The sequence below is a fragment of the Caldisericum insulae genome (assembly GCF_047785965.1).
GTDB lineage: Bacteria > Caldisericota > Caldisericia > Caldisericales > Caldisericaceae > Caldisericum > Caldisericum exile_A.
Map to the genome: position 1 here is coordinate 106,894 of NZ_JBLOBF010000003.1, position 17,270 is coordinate 124,163.

17 protein-coding genes are annotated in these 17,270 nt (G+C 34.8%); 9 read left to right on the forward strand and 8 right to left on the reverse strand.

The window, feature by feature from the left end; all coding sequences use genetic code 11:
- The first annotated feature begins 3 nt into the window (after positions 1–3).
- From ACMV0E_RS03500 to ACMV0E_RS03515, 4 genes are read left to right on the forward strand one after another with little or no spacing between them, the layout of a single operon-like run.
- A complete protein-coding gene (locus tag ACMV0E_RS03500; protein ID WP_416084982.1) occupies positions 4–1,467 on the forward strand; it encodes a PilN domain-containing protein in 1,464 nt (487 codons plus the stop codon).
- On the forward strand, positions 1,464–2,024 hold the full coding sequence (locus tag ACMV0E_RS03505) for a hypothetical protein (RefSeq protein ID WP_416084983.1): 561 nt from the start codon (positions 1,464–1,466) through the stop codon (positions 2,022–2,024). The genes ACMV0E_RS03500 and ACMV0E_RS03505 overlap by 4 nt, the downstream gene beginning before the upstream one ends.
- A complete protein-coding gene (locus tag ACMV0E_RS03510; protein ID WP_416084984.1) occupies positions 2,021–3,697 on the forward strand; it encodes a GspE/PulE family protein in 1,677 nt (558 codons plus the stop codon). The genes ACMV0E_RS03505 and ACMV0E_RS03510 overlap by 4 nt, the downstream gene beginning before the upstream one ends.
- Positions 3,694–4,908, forward strand: coding sequence for a type II secretion system F family protein (locus tag ACMV0E_RS03515; RefSeq protein WP_416084985.1), 1,215 nt, complete (start codon positions 3,694–3,696; stop codon positions 4,906–4,908). The genes ACMV0E_RS03510 and ACMV0E_RS03515 overlap by 4 nt, the downstream gene beginning before the upstream one ends.
- Positions 4,909–4,939: 31 nt before the next feature.
- Here ACMV0E_RS03515 and ACMV0E_RS03520 read toward each other — a convergent pair whose 3' ends face one another.
- The gene (locus tag ACMV0E_RS03520; protein WP_416084986.1) at positions 4,940–5,749 is read right to left on the reverse strand and encodes a class II glutamine amidotransferase; all 810 of its coding nucleotides are present in this window, start codon (positions 5,747–5,749) and stop codon (positions 4,940–4,942) included.
- A gap of 1,013 nt (positions 5,750–6,762) precedes the next feature.
- On the opposite strand from ACMV0E_RS03520, the gene rsmG reads away from it, so the two are divergent.
- The gene (gene rsmG, locus ACMV0E_RS03525; RefSeq protein ID WP_416084987.1) at positions 6,763–7,326 is read left to right on the forward strand and encodes a 16S rRNA (guanine(527)-N(7))-methyltransferase RsmG; all 564 of its coding nucleotides are present in this window, start codon (positions 6,763–6,765) and stop codon (positions 7,324–7,326) included.
- Here rsmG and ACMV0E_RS03530 read toward each other — a convergent pair.
- From ACMV0E_RS03530 to dcd, 6 genes are read right to left on the reverse strand one after another with little or no spacing between them, the layout of a single operon-like run.
- A complete protein-coding gene (locus ACMV0E_RS03530) occupies positions 7,321–8,067 on the reverse strand; it encodes an alpha/beta hydrolase (protein ID WP_416084988.1) in 747 nt (248 codons plus the stop codon). The genes rsmG and ACMV0E_RS03530 overlap by 6 nt on opposite strands.
- Positions 8,064–8,567, reverse strand: coding sequence for a hypothetical protein (locus ACMV0E_RS03535; RefSeq protein ID WP_416084989.1), 504 nt, complete (start codon positions 8,565–8,567; stop codon positions 8,064–8,066). The genes ACMV0E_RS03530 and ACMV0E_RS03535 overlap by 4 nt, the downstream gene beginning before the upstream one ends.
- Before the next feature lie 9 nt (positions 8,568–8,576).
- Positions 8,577–9,428, reverse strand: coding sequence for a DegV family protein (locus ACMV0E_RS03540; RefSeq protein WP_416084990.1), 852 nt, complete (start codon positions 9,426–9,428; stop codon positions 8,577–8,579).
- Positions 9,403–10,278 carry a DegV family protein gene (locus tag ACMV0E_RS03545; RefSeq protein ID WP_416084991.1) on the reverse strand — a complete coding sequence of 292 codons (876 nt, stop codon included), beginning with the start codon at positions 10,276–10,278 and terminating at the stop codon, positions 9,403–9,405. Before ACMV0E_RS03545 ends, ACMV0E_RS03540 begins: the two co-directional genes overlap by 26 nt.
- The gene (locus tag ACMV0E_RS03550; RefSeq protein ID WP_416084992.1) at positions 10,278–10,835 is read right to left on the reverse strand and encodes a hypothetical protein; all 558 of its coding nucleotides are present in this window, start codon (positions 10,833–10,835) and stop codon (positions 10,278–10,280) included. The genes ACMV0E_RS03545 and ACMV0E_RS03550 overlap by 1 nt, the downstream gene beginning before the upstream one ends.
- A complete protein-coding gene (gene dcd, locus ACMV0E_RS03555; RefSeq protein ID WP_416084993.1) occupies positions 10,828–11,403 on the reverse strand; it encodes a dCTP deaminase in 576 nt (191 codons plus the stop codon). The genes ACMV0E_RS03550 and dcd overlap by 8 nt, the downstream gene beginning before the upstream one ends.
- A 352-nt stretch (positions 11,404–11,755) precedes the next feature.
- On the opposite strand from dcd, the gene rimP reads away from it, so the two are divergent.
- The 4 genes from rimP to rsmI are packed head-to-tail and all read left to right on the forward strand — an operon-like array spanning position 11,756 to position 15,841.
- Positions 11,756–12,214 carry a ribosome maturation factor RimP gene (gene rimP / locus ACMV0E_RS03560; protein WP_416084994.1) on the forward strand — a complete coding sequence of 153 codons (459 nt, stop codon included), beginning with the start codon at positions 11,756–11,758 and terminating at the stop codon, positions 12,212–12,214.
- On the forward strand, positions 12,211–13,269 hold the full coding sequence (gene nusA / locus ACMV0E_RS03565; RefSeq protein ID WP_416084995.1) for a transcription termination factor NusA: 1,059 nt from the start codon (positions 12,211–12,213) through the stop codon (positions 13,267–13,269). Before rimP ends, nusA begins: the two co-directional genes overlap by 4 nt.
- Positions 13,253–15,157, forward strand: coding sequence for a translation initiation factor IF-2 (gene infB, locus ACMV0E_RS03570; RefSeq protein WP_416084996.1), 1,905 nt, complete (start codon positions 13,253–13,255; stop codon positions 15,155–15,157). Before nusA ends, infB begins: the two co-directional genes overlap by 17 nt.
- 3 nt (positions 15,158–15,160) lie before the next feature.
- Positions 15,161–15,841 (forward strand): 16S rRNA (cytidine(1402)-2'-O)-methyltransferase, encoded by a 681-nt coding sequence (rsmI, locus tag ACMV0E_RS03575; RefSeq protein WP_416084997.1) that lies wholly within the window; start codon positions 15,161–15,163, stop codon positions 15,839–15,841.
- 42 nt (positions 15,842–15,883) lie between these two features.
- On the opposite strand, the gene ACMV0E_RS03580 is transcribed toward rsmI, so the two are convergent.
- A complete protein-coding gene (locus tag ACMV0E_RS03580) occupies positions 15,884–17,224 on the reverse strand; it encodes a S8 family peptidase (protein ID WP_416084998.1) in 1,341 nt (446 codons plus the stop codon).
- Positions 17,225–17,270: the final 46 nt, after the last annotated feature.

Sequence of the window (17,270 nt, forward strand, 5' to 3'; positions counted from 1 at the left end):
TCTATGAAAAGGAAATTTTTGGGATTATCAATAAATGAGAATTCGATAAGATGTGTAGCGTTAGAAACAAATAACCAAGATTTTACTGTTAACGCACTTTTTGAGGTTCAATTTGAAAATTTTGATTTGGCTTTAAACGATAAAGAGGTTGTTGAAAGCGTCCGCACATTCTTAAAGAAAATTCGCTATGATGAAGCATCTGTGTCTTTACCTGCAAGTAAAGTCCTTACAAGGATAAAGAACGTCCCCAAGATTCCACCTTCACAAATCGTAAAACTCATTAAAACCGAAATTCGGGATTATGCAATTTTTGAAGGAGAAAATGTATCTCTTGGATTTGCAGAAATTGATAGAAATAGCGAAGGTATTGATATAATTTGGGCTGCAACAAAGGAATCAATTGTCCTTTCCGTTTTGAATTTTTTAAGAAAAATAGGGTTAAAAACACGCAGGATTACTATTCCTCAAATTGCACTTGTGGAATTTATAAATACGTTTTATAAAGAAGAAGATAATTATGCTATCGTGAATGTTGATAAAGATACAACAACATTGACTATTTCAAAAGGAAAAACAATCATTTTCAATTACACTCAAGATATTGGCTTTGAGGCATTTAAATTGAACGATCCCTCATTAAAAGGTGCATGGGTGGGAAATATTGTGTCTTCTTTAAATTATGTCTCAAGGAATTTAAATGTTTCTGTAAAAAAGATCTATGTTTCCGTAAATGACGAAGAAAGTTTTGACATACTTTCCTATCTTTCAAATAGAGTAGGATATCCTGTTATAATGCTTTCAATCCCAGAGGATATTAATTTTGATAGGGAAGAGGATTTTATAAGATACCAAAAAACTGGTGGAAATGAGTTTGCAGTTCCAGTAGGCCTTGCGTTGACTTCAAAGATTAAAAAAGGCGAAAAGAATTACCTTTCAATAACAGAGTATTTTTTGACGGAACATGTCTCAGAGCGGCTTAAGGTAATTGCCACTTTATTGGTTTTTGTTGTTGTAAATGGAGCGTTTATAATTGCTTTTCCTTATTTTTCCTCAAGTTTAAAATCTACAGAGGAACAATTGAGCAGTGTTCTAAAGTCGATAAGCGCGATTTCCAAACCAGTTGAGGACGCAAATAAATTGCAGATTGAATTACAAAAGATAAATAGCACTATTTCAAGTTTAAAAGAGGTAGAAAGCAATATTTACAATATGCCGTATTATTCTATGGTTTTGAGGGAGTTAAAAAGCCTTGCACCAAGCGGTATTGAATTAAGAGAAGTTTCACTTAAGGAAGACGGTTCTGTGGATTTAAAAGGTGTTTCGAATTCCTTTAGAAGCGTGTTCAGTTATGAGGAAAATCTTGCTAATGCAAGATTCATAAAAAATGCAACGATTCTTGAAATAGAAAAAGACAAAGAAGGCACAGAGACATTTACAATGCAAATGCAAATGAGGAATGTGAAATGAAGAAAAAGGTAAAATTCACCAAAATTTTTATCATTTTTGTTGTTATTGAGGTAATTTGTGTTTTAGTTTATGCGGGGTATCTTACCTTTAATCTTGCTTATAAATCACGGCAGTTATCTTTGAAGACTGCCGAACTTCAACAGTATGTTGCAACTTCAACTACAATAGAAGTGCTAAAAAATCAAATAAAAAGTGGAAATAAAAGTATGTCTGATATTCAAGCTTCTTTTTTTTATGATGATACACTTTTAAGCTTCTTTAAGGATTTCTATGATGTTTGTAAGAGCAATGGAGTAGAGTTAAGGCGAATTACCTTTTCAAATTTGACAACTGTTTTGGATTCAAAACCTTCTTTAAAAACTCTTCCCGTGCAAATCAATTTTTCATCAGATTACAGGTCTGTTATAAACCTTCTTGATTATCTTGAAAAATACAAGATGCACATTAAAGAGGTTAATCTTTCAATTATAAGAAACGATGGGACTCTTAACTTGGTGTTTTATATTTTTACAAATTCTGAGGTTAGATGGGTTTATGAAGGGAAGGCTGTTCCATGAAAGAAACATTTAGAATAGGTGACATTCTTATAAAGGAAGGAAAAATCACACAAGAACAACTTGAAAGTGCCCTCGAAGAGCAATCAAAAACAGGCAGAAAATTAGGAGAAATTTTAATTGAGAGGGGTTTAATAACACCGATAGAACTTTCAAAAATACTTGAAAAGCAGTCAAATATTCCGTCTGTTAATATTGAAGAGAGACAACTTGATACTTCTCTTGCATCTCTACTTCCCGAAGCCTTTGTAAGGATAAATAAAGTCTTACCTATCGGTAGGACAAATGATTCACTTGAAGTTGCTGTTGTCCCTCCCATAAATCCTGAAGTACTTGAAAACATAAAACTAATCACAGGTTTAAAGGTTAAACCTTATATTATAACTGATGCTGAATTTGAGAGGGCACTAAATAAAATTTATTCCATAGAAACAAAAGTTGATAAAGTGATTTCCACAGTTCAAGGAAGAAAAGAAGAGACAACAGTAAAAGTAATTTCTGAAGTCCCATCTGGCACGGAACCAACTACAGTAAACCTTGCTAATTCTATTATTTCTGATGCCATTAATAGAAATGCATCCGATGTCCATATTGACCCCGGACAGAATTTCACCAAGGTGCGGTATAGAATTGATGGAATTATGTATGATATCTTAACCATTCCCAAGGACATTTCAGACTCTATAATTTCTCTTTTAAAGGTAAATGCAGGAATGGATATTGCAGAGAAACGCCGCTCACAAGATGGGCATTTCTCAGCTAAGCACGGCAATGAATTTTTTGATTTCAGAGTCTCCTCAATGGGAACGGCTTTTGGAGAAAAGTTAAATATAAGGATTTTAAGCAAACAAAAGTTGTTAATGCCACTTGAAAGATTGGGGATGCTTAAGGAACAATATGATATCTTTTTGAATCTTATAAAGCGTCCTTATGGAATAATTCTTGTAACGGGTCCTACAGGATCAGGCAAAACAACAACTCTATATTCGGCAATTTCAACCCTTAACACAGGAGAAAAAGAGATAATAACACTTGAGGATCCTGTTGAATACAACATCAGCGGAATCGTCCAAATTCAGATAAATGAAGAAGCAGGCATTACTTTTGCAACTGGATTGAGATCAATCTTAAGACTTGACCCTGACATAATTATGGTGGGGGAAATAAGAGATCTTGAAACGGCAAAAATTGCAGTTGAAGCTTCTTTAACAGGACACCTTGTGTTTGCATCAATTCATACAAATGACGCAGCATCAACCCCTGTAAGGTTATTAAATCTTGGGGTAGAACCATATTTACTTGCTTCATCTCTTTTGGGAGTTATTGCTCAAAGATTGGTAAGAGTTATATGCCCTAATTGTAAAAGAGAATATATACCACAGGAATTTGAAAAAGAAATTTTCAGAAGAGAACTTCAAGAAGATATTGAGACCCTTTATTTTGGTGCTGGCTGTCCCATTTGCGGTGAAACAGGATATAAAGGGCGAACAGGAGTTTTTGAAATTATGGAGATTAATGAAACCATAAGAGAACTCATTGAAAAATCAGCTCCTTATAACAAAATTAAGGAAGAGGCAATTAGGTCCAATATGATAACTATGAGACAAGCAGGGCTTATAAAGGTGAAAGCAGGGATAACCACCCTTAAAGAAATAGAAAGAGTTGCAGGCTTATGAGTGAATTTAAGTATGTTGCTGTAGATAAGACTGGTAAAACCGTAAAAGGAATAATCTCTGCGTCAAATAAAAACGAAGTTCATACGATACTTGAGAAAAAGGGTCTTTACCCGCTTGAAATAGTAGAACGAAAAATTCCTAAAATAAAGTTAAACTTGCAATTTATTTCTCGTCGCATTAAAGACGATGAGTTGATTTTATTTACAAGTGAACTTGCAACTCTTTTGCAATCTGGGTTAACAATAGTTGATGCATTACAGGGACTTTATGAACAAGAGGAAAACCCATATTTGCGAAAAATTATTTTACAGATAAAAGAAGATATAGAAAGTGGAACTTCAATAAGTAATGCCTTTAAGAAATATCCACGAGTGTTTTCACCTATTTATATAAGTCTTCTATCAGTTGGAGAGGCAACAGGAAGGCTTGATAAAGTATTAGACGGCTTGTATCAATACCTTGATAGGGATTTAGAGTCAAGAAGAAAAATTTCAAGCGCATTTGCATATCCTAAATTTGTAGTTTTTGTGGTAACTCTTGTTGTTGTGTTTATGCTATCCTTTGTTTTGCCCCGCTTTGTTTCAATGTTTGCATCATCAGGAGCAAAACTACCAACTCCAACTCGTATTTTACTTAATGTAAGTAATTTTGTTCGTTTAAAGTGGTATATTCTTGTGGCTGTTGTTGTAGTTGTTTACTTAATTTATAGAATTATATATTCAACGCCAAAAGGAAGAATTTTAATTGATCAATTAAAACTTAAAATACCTCTTTTTGGAAGAATTAGCAAACTTGGAAGTCTTTCTCGGTTTGTTAGGTCGCTTGCGCTTATTAGTGGAAGTGGTTATAACATTTTGGAAGGTCTTTTAATTGCCTCTAACACTTCTGACAATGCCTACATAATTAATGAAATTAAAAATATTGTAAACGATATTCAATCAGGAGAAAGTCTTTCGGAATCTTTATCTCATAGAAGTTTCTTTCCTAAAGTAATGGTCCAGATGGTGTCTGTTGGTGAAAGGTCAGGTTTGCTTGATACTTCATTAACAAGACTTGCCGATTTATGGGATAAATCTATTGACTTTACTTTGAAAAATCTTGCATCGAAAATTGAGCCGACGCTTATTTTAATTCTCGGTGTTATAGTTGGATTTATAGCGCTTGCGATGTATCTTCCAATGTTTACATTACCAAGCCTTATTAATAAATAAGAATTATTGATAATTAAGCGTTGTCTTTGGTTCAAAATTGTTCTTGTTTGATTGAAACTTCATTTGTTAGAAGATCTTGTAGGATGATTATCGTCTCTTTGAATGGCTCATCTCCTATAAGCATTAGTTTTGCTTGAAGTGCTTTGTCAAGATATTGCTGTAATGTGCTTGACATAAATGCAGTTAAACCGTTTTCTTTGATTAGGTAGGTTTTGTAATATTCCCTTTTACCTTTAAAATAGGATGTAATTATTGCATCAATTTTTGAGTGATCTAATAAGAAAGTTATTGTATTAAAGCCACTGTTTTCTTTTACAAATTTTGTGCCATTTTTTATAAGTTCCTTTAAGTCGGATATATTTTTAAAATTTCTTGAGATTGCATAGGAAAATGTAAATGAGTCTGAAACGTTTTCGGGAACATTAAATGAGAATTCATCTTCAATAAGAGTTTTATCAAGTGTACCATTATGCATAAAGAAGAGATTTTTTCCGTTTGGCAAAGAAAACATATATGGATGTGTATTTATTAAATCTATGGCTCCTTCAGATTTTAGTCTTACGTGAATTCCAAAAGTAAATCTTTCAAAATGAGTTAAAGTTTCTTTTAATGTTGCAATTTCTAATGGACTTTCAAAGATTGGGTTGGTTTCTTTTACATATACCTTATGTAATTTTTCTCCATTTTTTCCAAATAGAATATACCCAAATCCATCCTTGTGACTTATAGATTTGTCCCCATAAGTATTGTCGGATTCTGATGCTTTGACAAGGGCATCAATAAGTCCATATACAGTTTCAATGTTTTCTTTATTGCTTTCAACAAAAAGAATTCTACACATATTTTATTATATTAGATTTGAAGTTATTGCAAAAGTTTTGAATAAGTGTTTATTTTTTGAAATGTGAAAAAACTGTCATCTTGTCATTGTATTGTAATGTCTCCTCAATACTCCTCAAAAAGCAGTCATTTCGAACGAAGTGAGAAATCTCAATATTTTGAGGGGGCACTAAACCGCCTTCTCAATACTTCCCCAAAAATAAACCAAAGAATTGTCAATCCGAGGAACGAAGTGACGAGGATTCCCCTCCAAATGGAGGAGGGACACCCTCCCAGAACTCCACCCATACGACGGAGATTCCTCGCCTTCGGCTTCGGAATGACAAATGAAAATTGGCTTCGGAATGACTGCTTTTTGGTCATCTCGAACGAATGTGAGAGATCTCCGACTTTTTAGGGGGAGTTAAAGGGGGATGTGCCCTCTTCCAATAATTGTCATTTCGACGAACGTAGTGAGGAGAAATCTCCTCTTTTGGGGGTAGTTCGAAGGGGGAGACTTTAATCCTCCAATGTAAACTGAGGAGATTCCTCAGACTAAAGCCTTCGGAATGACAACCATTTTGAGGGGGCAACAACCTTCCTCAATACTTCCCCAAATAATAACTTTGATTTGGGGGTAAGTTAGAAAGGGGGCACCCCCTTTCTAATGGTTGATGGGGGACTTTTACCCCTTCGATTAAATGAGAAATCTCCGCTTTTTAATCTGGAAAGGGATACCCTCCTCAGCACTCTACCCAATAGTCCTTTGACTTTGGGATTTAAATTCGAAATGGGGTAACCCCCCTTTCTGATGGTTGATGGGAAACTTTTTTCCTTTTAGTAAATAGACATGTCTTCCTAAGTTTGACATGACAACCTGTGAGTTAGAAGCAACTTTAAAGGAATCGAGAGTTATTTATCTTTTTATAAAAAATTTAGAAGTTTATTTCATCTTTTTCAATGAGCTTATTGCAGGCATTGTTTTCATTAATAAATCCTTAAGCCATTCTTAAAGAATTTTGATAAAATAATTCTATGGAAATAATTCCTTCATATAGATTCTATTTGTACTTAAAATTACTTGTAAATGCTCCTAAGAGAGTAGTCCTTATGAGTCCAAAAGAGGACTTAAATATCTTATACAAAAAACACATTGAGGAAGCAAAACTTTATTTACCTTATGTTGATAATAATTTAAAGGTACTTGATTTAGGAAGTGGTGCAGGATTTCCTGGGATTCCTCTTGCAATAATGAAACCTCAAGCTCAATTCTATCTTATCGACAAAAGAAAAACTCATACGGATTTTTTAGAATTTGTTGCAAAGACTCTCAATCTTCAAAATGTAAGTGTAATTAACCTTGATGCTACGCTTCTTAAAAGAAATAAGATCATTTTTGATGTCGTTGTTGCGAGGGCAGTTAATAGAATTGATACAATACTCTCCTGGATTAAGGAAAATCTGAGATCAGAAGGAGTCGTTGTGCTTGGAAAGAAAAAAGATGTAGAAGAAGAACTTAAATACATATCATATCCTTTTTATTTAAAAGAACTCAAAGAGACTTCCTTTGGTTATCTTGTGGTAATTAAGAAGTTATAGGTGTGTTTCTAAAAATTCCTTTGTGTAATTATTTATTAGGTCTTTATCGTAGTCCATTGTGGCAACATGATATGAATTCTCAAGATAGATAACTTTTACATCTTTTGAACTGACATTTTTCAAAGTATAGTCAACATTTTCAAGTGGTACAACATGGTCTTCTTTCGATTTTAAAATGAGAAGTGGTTGTTGTACTTTTGAAAGATTCTTTTGGATAACATTTAAGAGTTTAATCATCTCATATGCGCCTCGTGTTGGTGTCCTATCGTATGCAGGTTCTTTTACGTTTGGATCTTTTATATCTGAACCAATTGCAGGCATCGATTTTATAAAGAGACTTAAAATCGGAAGAAGCTTAACCTTTGGATCATTCACTATGACAACATGATTTATGAGAATTCCGCCTTTCACCTCAGTATGATTTTCAAGCATATAGAGAGTTAGTGCGCCACCCATGGAAAGGCCTGCAACAAAAATGTTTTTTGTCCTATCTTGAAGTTTTTTATAGGCACTTTCAACATCGTTAATCCAATCGGTGTATTTAACCTTATTGAGGTCTTCCCATTTAGTTGCATGTCCACTTAATCTTGGTGCTTCAACATGATATCCAATATTTGCAAGATATTTTGCAAGATAAATTATGCTTCCAACTGTTCCTGTAAAGCCCTGTAAAACAAGGACACCTACATCTTTATTACCCACACTACTAAAAGGTTTACCTTCTTCCCAAATTTCTGTCATTCTTTTCTCCTTGTGGGTAAGATTATGAATATTCCCCCTACTATAAGAAGAATTGGTATAATGTATCTTTTTACACTAAACCAGAAAATATCTTCAATTGCAAGAGCTTTAGGAAGAAATATTAGAAGTGCTATTGCTGTAAAAATAATCCCAGTCCAAATTGCCTTTATAGAAAATTTGACAACACTTCCATAGATTAGGTAAGAAAGCCCAACAGAAAGTGCTAAAAGGAAAATTACATTTAGAGTATCAAAGGGCAGAATATTAAATTCTAGGGTAAGCAAAGAAAGTCCAAATAAAAATACAACTAAATACGAAATAATCTCGTTTTTGTGAGAGTATCCCCTCATTGTAAGAAATGCAAAACCAATGAGTGTGAAGAAAATTGCAACGAATAAACCAAATGCATCATGAATTATTGCAACTTCTTTGATAAGCAATGTAAGACCCAAAGAGATTACAAGTATTCCTGAAAATACTTTACTTTCTGTTAAATTCATATCAACCTCCTATATCCTTTCTGTATAGAAGTGAATTGAAAGAACCTGTGGACCCGTGTGAGTTCCTATAACAGGTCCGAGTTGTGTCAATGATACTGACTTATTAAATTCCCTTTCAACAAAATCTCTATATTTTTCTGCTTCTTCGAGATTTTCACCATATGCTACAGTAATGTATTTTAAACCTAATTTTTCCACTTTTTCTTTTGTAAGCTCAATCATTCTTTCCTTGCCTTTTTCAAGTGTACGCGGCTGTTCAAGGACATTTACTACACCTTCGTCAAAGAAAAGTATCGGTTTAATTTTTACAACAGTTCCAAGAATTGCCTTTGCTTTACCAATTCTTCCAAGGCGAGCAAGCCAGAATAGATCTGGAACAAGGAAGTAAATATTCATATGCTTGTATAGTGTAGAAGTTATTTTTAAAACATCTTGCAAAGGCATATTTTCCTCATAGAGCATCTTTGCAATTTCTAATATTTGATATCCCAAGCCCATAGAGGTGAACTTTGAATCAAAGATGTAAATATCGTTACTTCCTAATGCTTCTTTTGCAGCATTCGCTGAATTAAGAGTACCAGATAAGCCTGCTGAAATATGAATTGATATAATTTTATATCCTTCTTTAAGAAGTTCTCTATAGACTTTTTCAAAGTCTTCAGGTGCAGGTTGTGTTGTTTCTGGAAGAATGCTTGTTGTATGAAGCTTTTTGTAGAATTCGTCATGGGTCATATCTATGCCTTCACGATAGACTTCATTACCGAATCTTACATACAAAGGCACGACTTTAATATCGTACTTTTCAAGGTATACTTTTGGCATATAGCATGTTGAATCAGTTACGATTTTTACTTTTTCCATCATTTACCTCCTTATTTTTACAAACGACGCCTATTCCTAAAAATTCAGGACCGAGATGTGCTCCAAGCACAGGCCCTATTCTATACTTTGTTACCTTTTGTCCAAAGGCATCTTCAACTCTTTTTCTAAATTCTTCACCCTCTTCGACATTTGCTCCATATATTGTATCAACATATTCAAATCCATCAAATTTATTTTTAAGACCTTTTACTATATTTATGAGTTCTTCTGTTGAGCCTTTTCTTGTTCTTCCTAACTTGTAGAAATCAATTCTGCCTTCATTAAGGTGAACTATGAAATATAACTTCAAAGCAGTCGATATCTTGCTTTGAAAATGGCTTATGCGTCCACCTCTTTCAAGGTATTGGATATCCATTGGGAGAAAAAATCCGAAAATCCTTGAATAAGACTTTTCAATTTCTTCTGCAATTTGCTCTCTTGTATAACCCTTGTTTGCAAGGTTATATGCGAGAAGCACTTTTCTTAAAAGGTTTGCAGACGAAGATTTTGAATCTATTACAGTTATCTTATCAGTTTGGAGCAGCGTTTTTGCTGCATTTGCAGAATTAACTGTGCCTGAAAGTCCGGTTGAGATATGTATTGAAATAATCTCGTGTCCTTCGTCAAGTAAAGGCTTGTATGCATCTATAAAATCTTGTGGCGAGGGTTGAGACGTTTCAAATCGTTCACCACTTTTAAGTCTTTCATAAAATTCATCGTCAGAGATTTCAATTCTCTCTTTCCATTGGCCTCTCTCGTTTTTAACATACAGGGGAACAATCTTTATGTCATATTTCTTTAACTCGTCATCGTTAAAGTATGCTGTTGTATCTGTTACTATTTTTATCATTAAATCCCTCCTATAAAGTAATATATGACAACTGTCGAAAGCATACCAATCAATATTCCTGTGATAAATTGCCCAATTGTATGATCTTTAAGTGTAATTTTGAGGTAGAAAGCAGGTATAAGCAAAAGATAAAGAAGGCTTCCTTTTAATCCAACAATCGCTGTAAGTATTGTTGCTGATCCTGCAATAGATGTTGCGTGTCCTGAGGCCTTGTAGCCTAACAAATTGGAAACTCCAAGTATGATACCCGCTAAATTGTAGGAAAGAGATATAAAAATACTTACCTTATTGCATTTTAGAATCAAAATTACCACAAGACCAGTTAAGAAACTTATCATATTCACTATAAATGATAGGCGTCTTTCTTTTTTAAAATCCCATGGATATCTTATGAAAGATAGAAACGACAAACTTGGGAGTAATGAAAAGAATGTAATTAAAAGTAAAAATTCAAGATTATTGATGAGGTTTGAAAGCCTTACAATTGTGATAACAAAAAGGGCAACAGGTTGTTCTGAAATTAAAAAGGTTAGCATCCTTTTGAATCTGTTATCCATTCTTATCTACCTTTGGAAGAATTATTCCTTCTTGATTCTGGTATTTTCCGTGTCTATCCTCATATGAAACTTCGCACGCTTCATCTCCTTCAAAGAAAAGAACCTGAGCAATACCTTCGTTTGCGTAGACTTTTACAGGAAGGGGTGTAGCGTTTGAGATCTCTATTGTTACAAACCCATTCCAACCGCTTTCTAACGGTGTGATATTAACAATGATGCCACTTCTTGCATATGTGCTTTTTCCAAGGACTATGCAATGGACATTCTTTGGGATTCTAAAATATTCTACACTTTTTCCAAGTACATATGAATTTGGAGGAATAATCACAAAGTCACCTACATAATCTTGGAGAAGGTCTTTATCAAACTTTTTTGGGTCAACTATTGCAGTTTCCTTTCCTATTGCACCTGTAAAGACTTTAAATTCGTTTGCAATACGCATATCATAGCCGTAGGAAGAGAGTCCATATGAAATTACACCGTGGGATTCAAGATGATCAACAAACGGTTCAATCATCTTTTCTTTGATAGCCTTCTCTTTTATCCACTTATCACTTTTTAGCCCCATGTTATCTCCTTTATGTTTTTAATATTATAGTTAAAGTAATTTTTTTGCAAAATTTCCAAAATAACATTTGAAAAATTATTAAAGCTACGCGGTTTTTAAAATTAATTTTTAGTTATTTTGCAGTGTTGCTTGACTTGTATGATTTAAAGAAGGCTATGGAAACAGAAAGAAGAAAAATGATGCTTGCAACCCTATTAAATTTAATAAAATTTAAATCGAAAAACTTCAGAAATAGTTCAAGGCATAAGCAATTTTAGTATAATTTGGAAAATTCAAAGAATTGTTTTACAATATAAAGGTGAATTTTTTGCATAAGTGGGTAATTTGTGCCCACTTTTTGTTTTAGAAAAATATGGAAAAGATAGAGAGTATTGTAAGAAAAAACGCTGAGAGATTTAATATGATGGTGATAGAGTTGTCTATCACTGGTGATACAATTGAAGCAATTGTTTATAGAAGAACCAAAAGCGTTACTGTTGGTGATCTTGAAGAACTTACAAGAGAGATACAGCGTGATTTGAAGGCAATTGGAATTGAAGGTGTTTATGATATTAACCTTTCAACTCCAGGACTTGATAGAGTTTTGAAAGATAGAACTGAGCTTGATATTTTTGAAGGGCGAGAAGTAAGGTTTACTTATGAAGATGAAAATGGACAGACCGTGAGCAAAGAAGGTATCTTGAGAGGAAATACAGGAGACAATGTGAATTTTGAAATTGATGGTGTTAAATTTTCCGTTCCCTTTTCAAAGATTATAAGGGTTGCATTGTTTGAAAGAATGTTTGAAAAAAGAAAAGGGGGTAAAAAGTGATAGACATAGAAACCTTAAGAAACATTGAAAAAGAAGAAGGTATTCCTAAGGAAGAAATTATTGAAATAATAATTGAATCTATTAAGGAAGCCTATAAAAAGCATTTTGGTGAGGAAAATTCTGTTGTGAAGGTGAACCTTGCAAAGGGCGAGATAAGACTATACGCAGAGAAAACCATTGTTGAACATGTTATGAATCCCTTAGCCGAAATTTCACCTAAGGAAGCACTCAACTTTACTGATAACCCAAAGGTGGGAGAAAAGGTGCTTATTGAAATCCCCATAAAGATGCTTTCCTCATCTGCGGTTATGGCCGCAAGACAGGTGTTTATGCAAAGAATTGCCGAAAGAAGAAAAGAACATTTAGTAAACCTTTTCGCAAACAAGCAAGGTACAATTGTAAAAGGACGAGTTACAAGGATTAAAGGAAGAGGTTCCATAGGTATAAGCCTTGAAGAGGGTATGCAAACAGTTGAAGGAATTCTTCCAATTGAAGAACAAATACCTAATGAACATCTCATAAGAGGAAAGGAATACGATGTCTATGTTAAAGAAGTTAGAATTGGTGACAGGAATCCTCTAATAGTTCTTTCAAGGGCAGATCCTAATTTTCTTGCAAAACTCCTTGAAAGAGAGGTACCAGAGATTTCACAAAAGATAGTTGAAATAAAAGGGATAGTGCGTGTACCGGGTGAAAGAGCTAAGGTTGCGGTATTGAGTAAAGATCTTCATGTGGACCCAGTTGGAGCGTGTATTGGACCAAAAGGCACAAGGATAAATAGCGTGTCGAAATCATTAAACTTTGAAAAGATAGATATTATAAGATATAGCCCTAATCCGGAGGTTTTCATTGCAAATTCTTTAAGCCCCGCTGAGGTTAAGAAAGTAGAAATTATTCCTAATACAAAAGAAGCAAATGTGTATGTTGAAAAAAAGGAAGCCCCTGTTGCAATGGGGAAAGACGGGGTAAATGTTGCACTTGCATCCAAATTAACAGGGTACAACATTCATCTTGTGGAACTGGAAGAAGGTGAAGTAAATGAAGAAAGAAAGTAAGCAAGGGAAAAGGGTTTATGAGCTTGCAAAGGAATTAGGATTGAAGTCTCAAAATCTCATGGAAATAATGCAGGAGTTGGGAATTCCTGCTAAGAGTACCCTTTCTACAATAGATTCTGAGTCTGTATCATTAATTACTGATTATGTTAACGAGTTGAAGCATAAGGCTCAAGAACAAAAACAAGAACTCGAAAGCATTCCAGATAATATAACACTTGATGAATTTTGTGTATACTTCAACATCCCAATCGAAGAAGTAAGAGAAAAAATAATGAAGTTTGGACTCCCTTATAAACCCTCTTACAGGTATTCAAGGCAGGAAGTGCACTATCTTGCGCAGGAATTAGGACTTAAGACTCCTCCATTTCTTGACGAAGAATTTAAAAAGCGTTTTGTAAAACGTGCCCCAGTTGTAACAGTGATGGGTCATGTTGATCATGGAAAAACAACACTTCTTGATGCTATAAGAAAAACAAATGTTGCAGCAAGAGAAAAAGGTCAGATAACTCAGGCAATCGGTGCCTCTACTGTAAGGATAAATGGAGAAGATATTATTTTTATTGATACACCGGGGCATGAAGCTTTTACCGAAATGCGACTTAGAGGTTCGCTTGTCACTGATATTGTTATCCTTGTAGTTGCAGCAGATGAAGGTGTTAAAGAGCAGACAATAGAATCCTTAAACCATGCTAAAGCAGCAAAAGTGCCAATAATTGTTGCAATAAACAAAATAGACAAGCCAGGCGCGGATCCAGAAATGGTAAAGCATCAACTTGCAGATAGAGGACTTTTACCAGAAGAATGGGGTGGACAGACTGTTTATGTGCTTGTCTCAGCAAAAACTGGACAGGGTGTTCAAGATCTTCTTGAAATAATAAGACTTGAAGCAGATCTGCTCGATTTGAAAACTAATCCAAACACAATTGCGTCAGGAACAGTTATTGAGTCTAAGATTGATAAAAATGTTGGTCCACTTGCAACAGTTATTGTGCAAACAGGAACATTGAAAGTTGGTACATATTTGAGGGCAGGTAATACCGTTGGTAAAATTAGATTCTTGAAAGATACATTTGGTAAAAGTGTCAATTTAAGTCCTGCTGTTTCAGCTGTTGAGATTGCAGGTTTAGAGGAGATTCCAGAGGCAGGAGAGATCTTCTATGAACTTTCAGGTATAGAGGAAATGCGTGAAGAAAAAGAAAAAATAGAAGAGGCAAAGAAGAAGGCAAAAGAAGAAGGGCGTGTTCCAAAAACTCTTGAGGAGCTTTTGAAAGAGATGGAGGAACGCGAGGAAAAACACCTTTATGTTATTCTCAAAGCAGACACTCAAGGGTCTCTTGAGGCAGTAAAAAGGGCAATAAGTGAGATAAAATCGCCAATTCCAATTGAAATTGTACACGAGGGTGTTGGTGGGATTGTCAAAAGTGATGTGCTCCTTGCATCGGCCTCTAAAGGTTTTATTCTTGGATTTAACGTAAGGCCTGTTCAAGAAGCGATAAATGAGGCAAAATCAAGAGGAATTGAAATAAGAACCTATGATATTATATTTGAACTTGTTGACGAGATTGAGCGGCTTTTGAAAGGTGCTGAGATAAAAGAGACAAAGGAAGTCGTTGTTGGAAGAGTTACAGTGAAACAAACATTTAAGGTTCCCAATGTTGGAACAGTTGCAGGATGCCTTGTTAATGAAGGGAAAATCTACAGAGGGGCAAGGGTTAAGGTTATAAGAAATAATACTGTTATTTATACAACTGAGGTTTCATCACTTAAGAGATTCAAGGAGGATGTAAGAGAGGTTGTTAAAGGATATGAGTGTGGCGTTGGTTTGAAGAACTTCAATGATATAAAGGTTGGAGATGAGTTTGAAGTAGTTGAGGTGCAAGAAGTTTAATAGATGCCACTTTATATTTGCCCAACACCTATAGGTAATCTTAAAGATATAACCTTAAGAGTTCTTGAAGTACTCAAAAGCGTTGACTATATAATTGCAGAAGATACAAGAATTACAAGAAATCTTCTCAATAAATATGAAATAAAAACACCTCTGAAGAGTTTTCATTCATATTCAAATAAAAGAGTTTTAGAGAATATTGTTGAAGATCTAAAGTTTGGTCGATCAATTGCTCTTGTTTCTGACGCAGGCACTCCATGTATTTCTGATCCAGGCTATGATCTTGTAAAAAGATGTATAGAAGAGGATATTCACTTTGAAGTTTTACCTGGGCCAAACGCAGTGCTCCCTGCAATTATTTTATCTGGCTTTCCACCAGATAAATTCTTCTTCTATGGATTTCTTAAAAGAGCTGAAGGCAAAATTAAAAAGACATTTGAATACTTTAAAGAGTTTGAATACCCTGTCGTTTTTTATGAATCTCCATATAGACTTGTAAAGGTTCTTTCAATAATGAATGACATTTTTGATTCTAACCGTTATGTTTCAGTTGTAAGGGAGATTTCAAAGATTCATGAAAGTGTTGTGAGAGGCTCTGTTAAAGAGGTTTTGGAATACTTTAAGGCAAATCCGCCTAAAGGTGAAATTGTAATTGTTTTAGGTGGAAGGGATATGAAAATATAAGAAAGGGGGCAAAAGCCCCCCAATCTTTTATAGTTTAATAAACTATGGTTTCCAGTTTACTGCAGCATAAGCATTAACAAGTCCATAACCGTAGTATTTATCCCAACCTTTTGATCCAAGGTCTTTTGCAGTTGATTGAAGTGCAGTTCTCACTTGTTCATTTGTAAATTCTGGATGAACCGATAGCACTAATGCTGCAACTCCTGCAACATGTGGAGTTGCCATTGAAGTTCCTTGGAAGAAGTAATATCCAAAACTTGTGGGACTTCCTGAGAATGTTTGTTGTAATATTCCATCGCCATAGCCATCTTTGTTTTGGTCAACTGATGTATCTCCGCCCGGTGCAACAAGATCAAGTGCGCTTCCGTAGTTTGAATATCTTGCTCTTGTTCCATCAAATCGAGTTGCTCCAACTGCAATGCATTCTGTATAGGCTGCAGGATAGCTTACCAAAGACCTTCCGTCATTTCCTGCGGCACAAACAATTACAACACCTTTGTTGTATGCATATTTAATAGCATTGTAAAGCGTGGTTGAGCCTTGGCTTCCTCCTAAACTCATATTAATAACTCTTGCACCATGATCTGCTGCCCATATAATTCCATTTGCAATTGCATCATAGGTTCCTGAGCCAGAGCTATCAAGCACCTTTATTGGGAGGATTGTAGCTTCATATGCAATACCAGCGCAACCTATACCATTATTTGTTGATTGGGCAATTGTCCCACAAACATGTGTTCCATGTCCATTGTCATCATTTGCGTGAGTATCATTATTTACAAAATCATAGGCATTTGCAGTATCAAACTTTGTATTTGCAAGATCGGGAGCAAGAGCATATTGAGTGCCTGTTACAGGATCAGTGTAATTTTCATAAGCAATGCCTGTATCGATTATGGCAACTTTTACGCCTGTGCCTCTTGTGATGTTCCAAGCTGAAACAGCCTGAATGCCATAATTAGATGCATATCCATTGGATAGCATTCCATAATCATATAGATCCCACTGGTATGGTGAGAATAGTGGGTCGTTTGGGATTGCAAATGCGTGTGCAATAAAGTTTGGTTCAATGTAGGCAATATCTGGATCGTTCTGCAATAATTCTTTCATTGAATCAACTGTTTTTCCTTGAGTCAATGAAAATACCGCAAAGTTCTTAAGACCGATTCTTTTTACTTTTAAGGATTTTGAATTCTCGAGTGCTTTAGCCTTTAATCCAACATTAATCCCATCTTTAAATCCAACGATAAACTCACCGGTTGCAACCTCATTCTTAATTGAGAGTGGTTCTCCACCAACAAATAAGGGTTCAGCACTTTTTACTTGGACAAACACTGTAAGCAACAGTGCAACCAAGATCAAGCTTACTAAAACTTTCTTCATGCTCTCCTCCTTGCAAAATTTTTTTTATTATATGAAGTTTTATTTT